General features: G+C 73.4%; 8 protein-coding genes and 1 riboswitch. Of the genes, 1 reads left to right on the top strand and 7 read right to left on the bottom strand.

Features of this window, described 5'->3' with window-relative positions:
- Nucleotides 1-197: riboswitch (cyclic di-AMP (ydaO/yuaA leader) on the bottom strand.
- A 288-nt stretch (nucleotides 198-485) separates the two neighbouring features.
- The 7 genes from ACFYVL_RS11600 to ACFYVL_RS11570 all read right to left on the bottom strand — a co-directional run bounded on the left by ACFYVL_RS11600 (nucleotide 486) and on the right by ACFYVL_RS11570 (nucleotide 10,318).
- On the bottom strand, nucleotides 486-1,604 hold the full coding sequence (locus ACFYVL_RS11600; protein WP_389243261.1) for a transglycosylase family protein: 1,119 nt from the start codon (nucleotides 1,602-1,604) through the stop codon (nucleotides 486-488).
- 117 nt (nucleotides 1,605-1,721) lie between these two features.
- Nucleotides 1,722-3,017 carry a cytochrome P450 gene (locus ACFYVL_RS11595; RefSeq protein ID WP_389243259.1) on the bottom strand — a complete coding sequence of 432 codons (1,296 nt, stop codon included), beginning with the start codon at nucleotides 3,015-3,017 and terminating at the stop codon, nucleotides 1,722-1,724.
- Between the two features lie 9 nt (nucleotides 3,018-3,026).
- Nucleotides 3,027-5,045 carry a hypothetical protein gene (locus ACFYVL_RS11590; protein ID WP_389243257.1) on the bottom strand — a complete coding sequence of 673 codons (2,019 nt, stop codon included), beginning with the start codon at nucleotides 5,043-5,045 and terminating at the stop codon, nucleotides 3,027-3,029.
- Nucleotides 5,046-5,244: 199 nt separating this feature from the next.
- Nucleotides 5,245-7,317, bottom strand: a complete 2,073-nt coding sequence (locus ACFYVL_RS11585) for a tetratricopeptide repeat protein (RefSeq protein ID WP_389243256.1) — start codon at nucleotides 7,315-7,317, stop codon at nucleotides 5,245-5,247.
- Between the two features lie 38 nt (nucleotides 7,318-7,355).
- The gene (locus ACFYVL_RS11580) at nucleotides 7,356-8,348 is read right to left on the bottom strand and encodes a nucleoside triphosphate pyrophosphohydrolase (protein ID WP_389243254.1); all 993 of its coding nucleotides are present in this window, start codon (nucleotides 8,346-8,348) and stop codon (nucleotides 7,356-7,358) included.
- Nucleotides 8,349-8,555: 207 nt separating this feature from the next.
- Nucleotides 8,556-9,230: a SurA N-terminal domain-containing protein gene (locus ACFYVL_RS11575; protein ID WP_389243252.1), complete on the bottom strand. Its 675-nt coding sequence runs from the start codon at nucleotides 9,228-9,230 to the stop codon at nucleotides 8,556-8,558.
- Nucleotides 9,231-9,304: 74 nt separating this feature from the next.
- Entirely contained in the window at nucleotides 9,305-10,318 is a 1,014-nt protein-coding gene (locus ACFYVL_RS11570) for a glycosyltransferase family 2 protein (protein WP_389243250.1), read from the bottom strand.
- A gap of 123 nt (nucleotides 10,319-10,441) precedes the next feature.
- Between ACFYVL_RS11570 and ACFYVL_RS11565 the strand changes: the two genes are divergently transcribed.
- Complete coding sequence (locus ACFYVL_RS11565) at nucleotides 10,442-13,255, top strand: YfhO family protein (protein WP_389243248.1); 2,814 nt, start codon at nucleotides 10,442-10,444, stop codon at nucleotides 13,253-13,255.
- Nucleotides 13,256-13,269: the final 14 nt, after the last annotated feature.

The raw sequence follows: 13,269 nt of genomic DNA, 5'->3' as shown, positions 1-13,269 counted from the left end.
ATGTCTCCTCACCGACGCCTTCGAGGTGAGCTGTCGGGTTCGGGCTGTGAGTTCGCCCGGCCGCCCTTCCGGTCCGCATCCCTGAAGGCTGCGTTCCGCTCGGCGACTTCACCCCAAGCCGTTTCCGTACGTCTCTCAACGTCCGGGCCCGGCACTTACCTTGGGTCCCCCGCTCCTGCCTACGGCGCTGTACGCGACGACTGCTCCCGGGACCCGCCGGCAGGATTCGGCGTGACGGGCTCCGGTGCTCACCGGTGGCGAGCGAGGACGACCGTAAACACAGGAGTCCCCGATGTTCAAAGAGGAACATCGGGGACATCTCACCCCTCCTTGCCCTTCCGGAACCCTCGTTTACGCAGGTCAGAAGGGGCGCAGGAGGAGCTGCCGGAAGGGACACGCCAGTTGGGGCGAAGAGACTCATGTCTCACTCGCGCAGAACCGGACATTCACTCCCTAACTGCCCGTGAAATGTGATGGTTTCCCGGTTATTTCTCGCCCAGTTCGAGGTGCTGGCCAGGGCGGATGAGGTCCGGGTCGTCACCGAGGGAGGTCTTGTTCGCCTCGTAGAGCGCCGGCCACCCGCCGGGCAGCTTCGCCTCGTCGGCGATGTGCCAGAGGTTGTCCCCGGGACGCACGGTGTACGTGTCGTCCGCGGCGGGCCCGTCGGGCGACTTGCCGCCCCCGCGGGAGGCATGCCGGCCGGACTCGCGCTCATCGGCCGCGGGCGGGACCGTCGGATCGGCCGACGGGTCGGTGACGGGGCCCGTGGAGGGGTCCTGCGAACCGTCCGCACCGGGAAGGGAGTTCTCCGGGGCGGGGGTGCCGCGGTGCTTGCCGCCGCCCGGAGTGGTGGTACCGGGCGTCGTCGCCCCAGGAGCGGGCCGCTCGGCCGTCGGGTCCGCGCCCGGGTCCGCACTCGGATCGGCGCTCGGGTCCGTACCGGGGACGGTCGGCTTCGCGCCGGGACCGGTGCTCGGGCCCGTGCTCGGGCCGACGCTGGTGCCGGGGGTCGGCTGGGCCGGGTCGGTGCTGCTGCCCGGCACCTGGCCCCCGGTGGAGCCGGACGGCGTCCCTGACTCCGGCCCGCTGTCCGGGATGTCCCGGTCCGTCTGGGAATCCGGCGTGTCGGGCTGCACGGAGCCGGCCGGCGGCTTCGGCTGCGCGGGCGTGTCCGTACCGGGGTCGGCCGCGTCCACTCCCCCGGAGCCCGCACCGCTCCCGGAACCGCCGCCCGGGGCGAGCCCGGATATGACCGCACAGCTCGGCCAGGCCTGCGGCCCCTCGGCCGCGAGCACCTTGTTCGCGATCCGGATCTGCTGGGAACGGCTCGCGAGGTCGGGGCGCTCCGCGTAGTCCGCGCCCCCGTACTGGTCCCACTTCTCCTGCGAGAACTGGAGCCCGCCGTAGAACCCGTTGCCCAGGTCGGCACTCCACATGCCGCCGCTCTCGCACTCGGCGACCCGGTCCCACGTACCCGCCTCCGCCGCTCCGGCGCTGGTCGCGCCGAGCAGCGGAATCGCGATGGCGGACCCGGTCACCCCGGCCGCGACGATGAGAGCGGGTGCCTGACGCGGACGACGGTGCCGACCGTTCCCGGAACGCATGTGGTTGCCTTTCAGCTGACGACGACTCGGCTTCCGACCACCACTGCCGAGTCGCCCGTGAACGTAGCCGTACTCGAACACCCGTCACAAGTCGATGCAGTGCAGATCACGCGAAGGTCACAGTGCTGAGGAAGCGTCAGTTCCGGTGCGCTCCGGCCCGTCGCCGAACTCGACCGGGAGCGTGCGCAGTCCGCGCATGATGAGGCCCCCGCGCCAGCGCAAATCGTCAGGTTCCGCCGCGAGTCGCAGGTCAGGACAGCGGGTCAGCAGGGTCGCGAGTGCTGTCTGGGCTTCGAGTCTGGCGAGTGGTGCACCGAGGCAGTAGTGGATGCCGTGGCCGTAGCCGAGGTGCTGGTTGTCCCGACGGCCGAGATCGAGGTTGTCCGGATCCTGGAACCGCTCCGGGTCCCGGTCGGCCGCCGCGAGGACCACGAGCACCGGGTCGCCGCTCTCGATGCGCTGCCCGCCGAGCGTCAGCTCCTGGGTCGCGTACCGCCAGGTGGCCAGCTCCACCGGGCCGTCGTAGCGCAGCAGTTCCTCGACTCCGGTGGCGAGCAGTTCCCTGTCGCCCGCGGCCAGTGCCTCCTGCAGACGCGCGCGCTGCACCGGGTTGCGCAGCAGTGCGTACGTCCCGTTGCCGATGAGATTGATGGTGGTCTCGAAGCCGGCGAAAAGAATGATGAACGCCATGGCGGCGGCCTCGTTCTCCGTCAGGTGCTCGCCGTGGTCGCTGGCCCGGATGAGGTTGGAGATGAGGTCGTCGCCGAGGTCCTCGCGCTTGCGGTGGATCAGCTCGACGAGGTACGCCCGGATCTTCTTGACCGACCGCGCCACTCCGCCGCGCGGCCCGCCGCCGTGCCGGATCATCATGCCCGCCCAGTCCCGGAAGTCGTCCTGGTCCTCGCGCGGAACGCCGAGCAGGTCGCAGATCGCGTAGATGGGCAGCGGGAACGCGAACTCGTGGATGAGGTCGGCGCTCCCCTTCTCCTGGAAGCCGTCGATGAGCCGGTCGGTCAGCTCCTGCACCCGGGGCGCGAATTCGGCGACGGTGCGCGGCGTGAACGCCTTGGACACCAGCCGCCGCAGCCGGGTGTGGTCCGGCGGGTCGATGTTCAGCAGATGCGTCATCAGGTCGGCACTGCGCTCGCCGGGGATCCCGGTCTTCCCCTTGGCGTGCGCCGACTCCGCGTGGTGCACCGGGTTCTTGCTGAGCCGCTGGTCCGCGAGCGCCTGCCGGGCATCCGCGTACCGCGTCACCAGCCAGGCCTCGACCCCGCTGGGCAACCGGGTGCGGTGCACCGGCGAGTGCTCCCGGAGCCAGGCGTAGGCGGGGTAGGGATCGGTGGCGAACTCCCAGGTGAAGAGTTCGGGCGCGGGATCGGGGACGGGGCCTGCGGGGGGTGCTGTGCTCACTCCTCGACGTTAGCCTGCGCCCCCTCGCCCCGGGTTGCCGAGGTCGTGGGGGGACGTGGGGTCGTGGTCCCGGCGTTCGAGTGTTTCGTTGAGCAGTCTGATCTCCTCGTCGGTGCGGCCGGCGCCCACTCTCATGCGGGCCAGCAGGAGTGCCGCGTCGCTGTCGCCGGCGTCGGCCGCGACGCCGAGCCAGTGTTCGGCGCGGCGCTGGAGGACGCGGCCGAGCAGGCGGGCGGATTCCTTGTGGCCCGCTTCCACGGCGGCCTCCAGGCAGGTGATCGCCTCCGTCCACCGGTGCTGGATGAGCATCAGGTCGCCGAGTGCCGCCGCGGCCTCGGCGTTTCCCGCGTCGGCAGCCCTGCGGTACCAGTGGGCGGCCTCCGTCCGGTCGTCCAGCAGGGCGCCCAGCTTGACCATGCTGTGCACGTCCCCCGCTCCCGCCCTCGGGCGCAGCACCGCGCAGTACCGGCCCACCAGGGCGTCCATGTCGACGCCGTCCTCCCAGGTCGCCTCCTCGATGGTGCGCAGCCACAGGTCGTCGGGGGCGGCGGGGAGATCGGTGGTCAGGGCGCCGTGGACCCGCCAGGTGCCGCGCTCGGTGCCCGGTACGAGCAGGCTCAGGCCGGCCACCCCGAAGGAGAAGCGGGTGGCCCAGTGGCGGGCTTCGTCGAAGGTCTCCTGGGGTGCCGGGCGGGGGCCGGTGGCGGGCCCGGGTTCGTCGTCGTGGCGTTCGTGCAGGCGCTTGAGGAGGTCCTCGGAGACCGCCTCGCGCACTCCGCAGCGGGCGAGGTCGACGGCGGTGCGCACCAGGCGGTGGCCGCGCGGGTGCGCGGTGCGGGTGCCGGGGTCGTTCAGTTCGTCGCGCAGGTGGTGGCCGAGGGCCAGGTACGCGGCGGCTCCCTCGTGTCCGGAGAGGTCGGCGGCCTCGAACAGGCGCGGGTCGTGGGTCCGCCGCATCCGGTGGTGCTCGGCGGTGCTCCACCGGTGCGGGACCCGCACCGTGTCGGCCGTCGCGACCAGGCGGTCGGTGCGCAGTTCGCGGTACTCGGCGGCGGTCATGGTGGCGAGGACCACGACGCCCTGGGCGTGGAGGCGGCCGAGCAGGGCGGCGTCCAGGCCGCGCCTGCCGTCGCGCCGGCCGAGGGGGTCGTAGTGGTCGTGGAGCGCGTCGAGCCACAGGACGTACCGGCCGCTCCCGTCGCCGGTGGCCGCCGCGCGGTGCGTGCGGTAGACGCCCGGTTCGTCGGCGAGGAGTGCGGGCAGGGCGCGCAGGTCGGTGCCGGGGCCGGGGGTGTACAGCCGGCGTCCGTCCAGCCGGGTCACCGCGTTCCAGACGGTGTGCGACGTGCCGGAGAGCGGGTCGGCGAGGAGCAGGACGAAGCCGGGGTGCGCCAGCCGGTCGGCGAGTTCGGCGTCGTGGTCGCGTGCGACGTACGCCGGTACGACGGGCAGTCCGGCGACGCGGCGGCCGGGCCGTACGCCGAACTCGGCCGGGCCGACCTCGCGCACCGGTCGCCAGTCGTGCGCGGCGGGCGGTGAACCGCCGTAGTGGTTCGTGGTGTTGGTGGTGTTCTGGAAGCCGATCATGTCGCCGTGGACGGTGTTGCCGGTGACTTCGACGTTGTCGCCGGTGACGTACCGGTGGTGGTGGACGGAGCCGACGTAGCCGTACTGGCTCACCGCTTCGTTGACGGTGGTGTCGGAGAGGGTGTTGCGGATGCTGTCGATGGTGCGGGGGGCGGCGCGGGTGCGGTCCTCGGCCGTGCCGTCGGGGTCGGCGGGGGTCAGGATGCGGTGGATCTCCGTGACGCCCGCGGGGTCGGCCGCTTCGAGGCGGGTCAGCCAGCCGCGCCACTGCGCGCGGGTGGCGGTCCGGTCGCCGCCGTCGTCCTCGACGAGCAGGGCCAGGTCCCCGGCGGTGTACTTCGGTGCGACCGCGGCCTCGATCCGGCTGCGGATCCGCTCCCACCCGGCGGTGCCCGCCGCGTGCGCCAGCAGGTCCGCGAGATCGTCCAACTGCGTTGCCACGTAAGCCCCCACACCTCTCGTACGGCTCCGCCGCCACATTACTGAGACCCGTCCGTCCGGGCGACGCCGCGACGCGGGCGGGGGACGGCGGTGGCCGGCGGCCGGTCGCCGCTTCCACCGTCGCTCCCCGGGCGGGGCCGCGTCGAGGCCCCGGCGACTGCGATTGCCTGCCCGGGGCGGGGCGTGGTAGAGGCGGGGTTCACATCTCGGCGGCCGGGGGGACGGGCCGGGCGTCGGTCAGTGCGGAGCGCAGTTCGGCCAGTGTCCGGGCGGCGTCCTGGTCGCCCTCGTCGGCGGCGCGGCTCAGCTGCCGCACCCCTTCCGTGGCGCTGCGGACGCCGAGGATCTGGAGGGCCGGCCGGAACGCGGCCCCGTTGTCCCCCGTTTTCCCGGCGACCGCGAACCAGTGCCTCGCGCGTTCCAGGTGCACCTGGGAGAGGAGAGCGGCCGAGGCCGGGTGGCCGGCGCGGGCGGCCTGTTCCAGGTAGCCGATGGTGTCGGTGCCGAAGTCCGCCGCCTCGAAGAGGAGTTCGCCGGCCCTGGCCGCCGCCTCCGGGCTCCCGGCGTCCGCCGCGCCGCGGTACCAGCGCAGGGCTTCGGGGAGTGCGCCCAGCCTGCTGCGGAGTTCCGCGATTCTGATCATGGCGCCGACGTCGCCGTCCGTCGCGTCCTGGAGCAGTTCGTCGCAGTACCGTTCCCGCACCGGGGCCGGGTCGACCCCGTCCGCCTCGGTCATCCGGTCGACGAGCCAGGCCCACACCGGTTCGGTCGCCGTCGGCGGGCACGGGTCGGCCCCCAGTGCGCTGTGCACCCGCCAGGCCTCCGGTTCCTCGTCGTGGACGAGCATGCCGAGTCCGCGGATCCGGAAGTGGTCGCGGGTCGCCCAGTCGAGGGCCTCTTCGAACGTCTCCGCCGACAGTTCGTCGGCCCCGACCCCGTACGCCTCCTCGTGCATCCGCCGCAGCAGCCGCACCGGCACCGCCTGGCGCACTCCGCAGCGGGCGAGGTCGAGGGCGGCCCGGACCAGCAGGTGGCCGCGCGGGTGGGCGGCCGGGGTCTCGGGGTCCTGCCACTCCTCGGCCAGCAGGTGTCCGAAGGCGAGGTGGGCGACGACGCCCTCGCCCTCGGTGCGGTCGTACGCGGCGGCCAGCCGGGGGTCGGCGTCGGCGGACTCCTTCAGCCGGGACAGTTCGGCCGCGCTCCACTGCCGGCCGACCTCGACCGTGCGGGCCGTGGCGACCACGCGGTCGGTACGGCTCTTGCGGTATTCGCCCGTTCTCATGGTGGCCAGCACCGTGACTTCGAGGTCGGTCAGCCGCCCCAGCAGGCGTGGTTCGAGGCCGCCCGTACCGCGGTGGCCCTTGAGTCCGTCGAGCCACAGGAGGCACTTGCCGGTGTCCGTCCCCTGCTTCTGGAACTCCTCGACGAGGGCCGGGAGGGTGCGCAGGTCGGTGCCGGGGTCGGGCGCGCAGATCCAGTGTCCCGTCATCCGGGTCACCGCCCGCCAGGCGGTGTGCGAGGTGCCGGACAGCGGCTCGGCGAGGACCAGTACGAGGCCGGGGCCGGCGAGTTGGGCGGCGAGTTCGGAGTCGCAGTCGCGCTCCACGTACGGCAGTACCTCCGGCAGCCCGGGTACGCGCCGGGCCGGGCGCACCCCGTACTCGGCGAGGCTGGCCTCGGGGGCGGGGACCCAGCCCCGCGGGGCCGGCAGGACGGACCGGGGGCGGTCGTGGCCGCCGTAGTTGATGAGCTGGACGCCGCCGACCGGGCCCCGGCTGACGATGATGTTGCCGCGGGCCAGGACCATGTCGTTCCCGACCCGGGTGACGGAGCCGGCCCCGGCGGTGCGCCCGGCCTTCTCCCCGGGGCCGCCGCTGTCCTTCCCCGCCGGGGGCTCGCCGGAGGGGGCGCGCGGCGGGAGGTCGCAGGAGGGGCCGGGAGCGGGGAGCTCGCAGGAGGGACCGCGCGCGGGGAGGTCGGGTATGGGGCCCGCGCTGTGGAGGGAGTGGAGTCCGAAACCCCGCAGGAGCCGCCGCATTTCCGTGGTGCCCTCGGGGTCGGCCTCGTCGAGCACGGCCAGCCACGGCTCCCAGCGTTTCGCGCTCGTACCGTCCTTGCCGCCGAGGGTGCACAGGTCGAGCCAGCCCTGCCGGAAGTCGCACCCGTGTCTGCGGTAGACGACCTCGCGGACGGCCAGGCGGATCTCGATCCAGTGGGCGGCGTGCGTCGCCTGCTCCATCAGGTCCGCCAGCTCTTCCAGCTCTGTTGCCACACAAGCCCCCAGACATGTCGAACGGCCCTGTCGACACCCTAGTGAGCTGCGCCCCTCTCGGTGGCGACGATGGCGTCACGGTAGGCGCGCGACGCGGCGCGCAGCGCGGTCTCGGGGTCGACGCCCGCCGCTTCCGCGCGGGACGCGAGGGACAGCAGTTCGTATCCGATGCCGCCGTCGCCGGTGGGCAGGGGTACGTCGAGGCCGCCGGACCGGGCCCGCGAGGAGAGTTTCGCGGCGAGGGCGAGGGCGGGCTGGGTGAGCGGGACGCCGTCGGTGACCGAGTCGCGCTGCTTCTCGACGGCCTTGGTGCGCATCCAGTGCGCCTTCACGTCCTCGGGGGTCTCGGCGCTCTCGTCGCCGAAGACGTGCGGGTGGCGGTGGATGAGCTTGTCGATGAGCGTGGCGGCGACGTCGTCGATGGAGAAGGGCTCGTCGCCCTCCTCGCCGGAGGCCTCCTGGGCGATGCGGGCGTGGAAGACGACCTGGAGGAGTACGTCGCCCAGCTCCTCGCGGAGTTCGGTGCGGTCCTCGGTCTCGATGGCCTCGACGAGTTCGTACGCCTCCTCGATGCCGTACTTGGCGAGGCCCTTGTGGGTCTGCTGGGAGGACCAGGGGCACTCGCGGCGGATCCGGTCCATGACGTGGACCAGGTCGAGGAGGCGGGCGCCGGGCAGGTCGTAGGAGCCGGGGAGCAGTTCCAGGTCGGGCATCTGCACGCGGTTGGAGCCCGCGAGGCGGGCGAGGCCGTCGGTGAGGCGCTGGTCGCTCTCGCCGGAGGGCAGGACGACCGCGGTCCGGCCGCCCGCGCAGTAGGCGACGAGTTCGTCGGCGGCCGGGGTGCCGTGCTCGACGGTGACGCCCGCCTCGTGCAGGTAGGGCAGCTGGGGGTGCTGTTCGTCGGCGCACAGGACGCGGTCCGCGGAGCGCAGGGTCTGCCAGGCGGGCCAGGACAGCAGGCCGGGGGCGACCCGGTGGCTGGCGGTGAGCAGGACGATGCGGCCGGGGGCGTCGGGGGTCTCGGTGGTCACGGGTCGACGGTACTCGTGGGTGGGCCTGGCCGCGGCGCTGGTCCCCCGCCCGCCCCTCGCCCGTTCCGCGGACGGTGCCCCGGCGTTCCGCGGACGGCGCCCCTGGTCCTGCGGGGGTGGGCGGGGAGGTACGGGTGCGGCGGGGGCCGGTCGCGCGGTTCCCCGCGCCCCTGGCGTGCTCAGGGGCGCGGTGCGCGCCGGGGTGCCCTACTGCATCTGCTGCTCCGGCTGTCCGCCGGCCTCCGCGTCCGTGCTCTTCGTCTTCTGGGTGATCCACGGCGTGCGGTACGCGGCGAGGCCGATCTGGTCGTCGTTCCAGGCCCCGAAGCGGGGGTTGACGTCGATCTTGAGGGCCTTGGACGCCTTGGCCAGCACCTCGGTGACCTTCTGCTGTCCCTGGGGGCTGGCCAGGTCCGCCTGGTTCGCGGCGGCGAGCTTGCCCAGCAGGATCTCCTGGCGCAGTGCCTGGTCGATCTGGTCGGGGGCGTACCCCTGGCCGAGCAGCTTCGCCGCGACCTTGTCCTCGCCGCCCTCGTACCCGGCGGCGGCGGCGCGTGCGTCCTGGATCTCCTTGCGGGTGACGGTGAGGCCCGCGTCCTGGGCCGCCCGTTCCACGACCTTCGCGAAGATGATGCCGTGCAGCTTGGCGCGCCCCAGCTGTCCGGTGTTGCTGACCAGCTGGGCGCCCTGCGGGGTCTTCGCCTGCGCCGCGCGTACGTCCCTGACCTGTCCCTGGAGGGTGGACACCTCGATGCGCTCGCCGCCCACGAGGGCTGCCGCGCCGGGGTGCGCGTCGCTGCCGCACGCGGTGAGCAGGGGGGCCGCGGCGAGCAGCCCGGCGGAGAGGAGGAGTGTGGTGCGGGTGCGCGTGCGGCGGTGCAAAGGGTGCCTCCCGGGGCGGTGGTCGTGCGGCTCGGTGAACGTCGGGTGGGCGAACAGGCCTTGCGGAGTTGATGTTAGGCAGCCGGAGTGGTCCGGGCCACTGATTCGCCCAACGAGTCCAACGAGTCGCCGGGATACGGGGATGCGCCGGGGGCGGGCCGCGGGCTGGTGTTCGTCTCGCTGACCAGGAAGTGGGGGCGGCGCTTGGTTTCGTAATAGATGCGCCCGACGTATTCGCCGACGACGCCGAGCATCACCATCTGTACTCCGGAGAGTGCGGTGACGGCGACGAGCAGCGTCACATAACCGGGGGTTTCCACGCCGTTGACGAGTGCGTCACCGACGATCCACGCGGTGTACGCCATGGCGCAGCCGAGCAGCAGCAGGCCGAGATAGAGGGCGGCCCGGAGTGGTTTGTTGTTGAAGGAAAGGACGCCGTCCAGGCCGTAGTTGAGGAGCTTCCCGAAGGTCCATTTGGAACGGCCCTGCTCACGGACCAGGTTTTCGTAACTGAACGTGGCGGTCGGGAATCCGATCCAGGCGAAGAGGCCTTTCGAGAACCGGTTGTATTCGGTGAGCTCCAGTACGGCGTCCACGGCGCGGCGGGACAGCAGCCGGAAGTCGCCGACGCCGTCGACCAGTTCGACGTCGACCAGCCGGTTCACGAGCCGGTAGTAGGCGCGGGCGGTGAGGGTGCGGGTGACCCGGTCGCCGGCCCGGGTGCGGCGGGCGACCACCTGGTCGTGGCCCTGGGAATGCAGGGTGATCATGCGCTCGATGAGTTCCGGCGGGTGCTGGAGGTCCGCGTCCATGATCACGACGGCGTCGCCGTCGGCGTGCCGCAGACCGGCCAGCATGGCGGATTCCTTGCCGAAATTCCGGCTGAAGGAGACATAGCGTACGCGCGGATCGGTGGCGGCGATTTCCCGGAGGTGGTCGAGCGTCGCATCACGGCTGCCGTCGTCCACGTACACGAATTCGAATTCGGCCGTGGGGGCGAGCGGCGCGATTTCCCGTGCGACATGGGAGTGGAATCGCCGGACGATGTCCGCCTCGTGGAAACAGGGCACGACGAGGGAGATGAGCATGTGCCATGGCAACGCGGGCAGATGACGTTCCCTCACGGCGCGGGTGACGGGCGGAGGGCGATTCGGTTAACGGAATTGCGGGGTGCTGGTGAAAGCCCTGTTCGCGTGTTTACGGTCGGCCTCATGCGTCCCACCCTCCCGGCATTCTCCCCGCAGAAGCACCCCGTCGCGGCGGCTTCGCTGCTCGCGGCCTTCGTGGCCGCCCTCGCGCACTGCCTGGGGTCCGCGCTCGCCGGCAGCCAGCCGTTCGGGGCGATGAACCGGAACGTGAACGACCTGGGCACCCAGTTCGTCCCGTTCCACGCCCGCCTGTGGGACGTGCTGCACGGCCGCGCGGACGGCGGCTGGCTGATCAACTGGCAGTCGGGGTACGGCTCCAGCTTCCTGCCGGACGTGGGGACGTACCTGTCGAGCCCGTTCGCCCCGCTGGTCGCGCTCTTCCCGCGCGCGCAGATCGACCTCGCGGTGTACGTGACCTCGGTGGCGCGGATCGCGACGGCGGCGGCGGTGATGGCGTGGCTGCTGATGCTGCTGCGGCCCCGCACGGCCGCCGGGGGGAACGGCCGCTGGTGGCTGGCGGGGGTGCTGGGCGCGGCGTACGCGCTGTGCGGGTGGTCGGTGATCGAGGCCTCGTACAACCCGATGTGGCTGGACGGGCTGATCGCCTTCCCGCTGCTGTGCGTGGTGGGGGAATGGGTGCGTACGGGGCGCCGGCTGCGGGTGTGGTTCGGGTCGGGGGTGCTGCTGGTCGCGCTGGTGTGGGCGGCGAACTTCTACACCGCGTACATGGCGACGCTCGGCGCCGGTCTGGTGCTGGGCGCCCGGCTGCTGATCGACGGCGGCCCGCGCCTTCCGCGGCTGCGGACGGCGGCGCGGGCGTGCGCGGTGGTGGCGCTCGGGATCGGGGTGTCGGCGCCGGTGCTGCTGACGGTGTTCGCGGGGACGCGGCACGCCTACCCGGGGATGGGGCTGACGTTCCGGCCGGCCGGCTGGGGCGATGTGCTGGCCCGGCTGCTTCCCGGCACGTACGGCTTCAACTCTCCCGCCATGTATGTGAGTTCCGCCGTGCTGGTGCTCGCGTTCGCGCTGCCGTTCCACCGGCGGGTCCCCGTGCGGGTGCGGGTCGGCTGGGGCGTGCTGGCGGTGGCCGTGCTGGTGTCCATGCAGTGGGGGCCGACGCATCTGGCGTGGCACGCCTTCGCGGAGCCGAACGGCAGCCCCTACCGGCAGACCTTCGTGCTCAGCGGGGTGCTGGTGATCGCCGGGTGGCTGTCGGTCTGCCACGGGGTGCCGGGCCGGCGGGCGCTGGCCGCGGCGGCCGGGTGCCTGGTGCTGGTGGTGCTGGTGGCGGTGGGAAGTCCGTTCGGCGGCCGGTGGGCGTGGCTGGGCACGGCCGCCGGACTGGCACTGGTGGCCGGCGCCCTGGCGCTGCTGGGACGGGCGGGGCGCGGGACGGACGGGGCCGGTCCGGTGCGGGCCGCGGCGTCCGGGCGGCGGGTGTACGCGGCCGGGGCCGCGGTGCTGCTCGTCGGGTGCGTCGTCGGGCAGTCCGCGCTGACCACGGCGTGGGCGGCCAAGCGCAGGGTCGCCACCCAGGACGACCACGCGCCGTACGGCCCCCGGCAGTCGGCGCAGAGCCGGGTGATCGCCGGGGTCGACGACTGGCCGCGCCACCGCACCGAACCGGGGCGCACCCAGACCGTGCACAACGACGCGATGGTGGTCGGTGGTCAGGGCGCCTCGTACTACAGCAGCATGACCTCCGACGTGCTGACCCGGACGCTGAGCGCGCTCGGCGACGGCTGGAACGGCAGCGGGCGCGCACCGCACAGCCTGGACAACCCGGTGACGGACGCGCTGTTCGGGGTCGGAGCACGGCTGCGGTCGACGTACCGGCAGGGCGCCGACACCGACTTCACGGTCGTCCGGCGCGACGCGCCGCCCCTGGTGACGGTACGGGCGACCGGTGGCCCCGCCCCGCGCTTCGGGCACTCCGCCTTCGCCAACCAGGAGTTGCTGCTGGGGTCGAGGGTGTACGAGCGGCTGAACGGCACGGCGGGGGTGTGCACGGCGGGGGCGCCGGTGTTCGTGTGGGCGCCGGGGTTCAAGGGAGTGGCCCGGTCCGCGGGCGGTGACCCGGCGGGCGTCCGCTTCGAGGCAAAGAAGGGGCGGGTACGGGCGCCGATGCAGCAGGTGGGCACGGCGGCCGGGGACGGCCGGGTCCGGATCGACCTGCGCGGGACGGGCGCCCGGGGCGCCGAGGTGGCCTGCCTGCGCGAGGACCGCCTGGCCGCGGCGGTACGGGGACTGAGGGCGAGCGGCGCGGAATCGGTCGAGGCGGGCGACGGAACGGTCCGGGCGGTGCTGCCCGCACACGCCGCTGGCGGCGCACCGGCAACTGACGGCACCGGCGCGACCGGCGGCACGCCCGCGACCGGCGGCACCGGCGGCACCGGCGGGACCAGCGGAGTGCCCGGAACCGGAAGCACGCCCGGGATCGGCGGCACCGGCGGAGTGCCCGGAACCAGCAGCGCCCCCGGAACCGGCGCTCCCGCCTCCGTGGCCGGGGGGAGCGCCGGTCGGACCGCCGTTGTGGCGGTGCCGCGGATCGCGGGGTGGCAGTGCGCCGTGAACGGCGGTGAGCTGCGGCCCGCGGGCTCCTACTTGGGGTTGCTGGCCGTCCCGCTGCCCGACGGTGCGGGGGCCGGTGCCGCGGACGGCACGACGACCGGGCCGATCGAGGTGGGCTGCGAGTTCAGGCCGCCGGGGCTGCGGGCGGGCACGGCCGTGGGGGCCGGTTCCGCCGGAGTGGTGGCCGTGGTCGGGCTGCTGGGCCTGCTGCGCGGACGCAGGCGGGACCAGACCGCGACCCCCAGCAGCACCACGATCCCGGCGCCGCTGCCCGCCAGCCCGGCGGAGAGCCCGGCCTGGCGGTAGGTGCAGGTGAACCC

Origin of the sequence: Streptomyces sp. NPDC004111 (assembly GCF_042874215.1) — a bacterium.
Classification (GTDB): domain Bacteria; phylum Actinomycetota; class Actinomycetes; order Streptomycetales; family Streptomycetaceae; genus Streptomyces.
This window is presented reverse-complemented; position numbering and strand designations above follow the sequence as displayed.

Excerpts from the sequence above, each read along its gene's own strand:
- ACFYVL_RS11600 (WP_389243261.1), bottom strand. The coding sequence starts at position 1,604 with ATGCGTTCCGGGAACGGTCGGCACCGTCGTCCGCGTCAGGCACCCGCT.
- ACFYVL_RS11570 (WP_389243250.1), bottom strand. The coding sequence starts at position 10,318 with ATGCTCATCTCCCTCGTCGTGCCCTGTTTCCACGAGGCGGACATCGTC.
- ACFYVL_RS11565 (WP_389243248.1), top strand. The coding sequence starts at position 10,442 with ATGCGTCCCACCCTCCCGGCATTCTCCCCGCAGAAGCACCCCGTCGCG.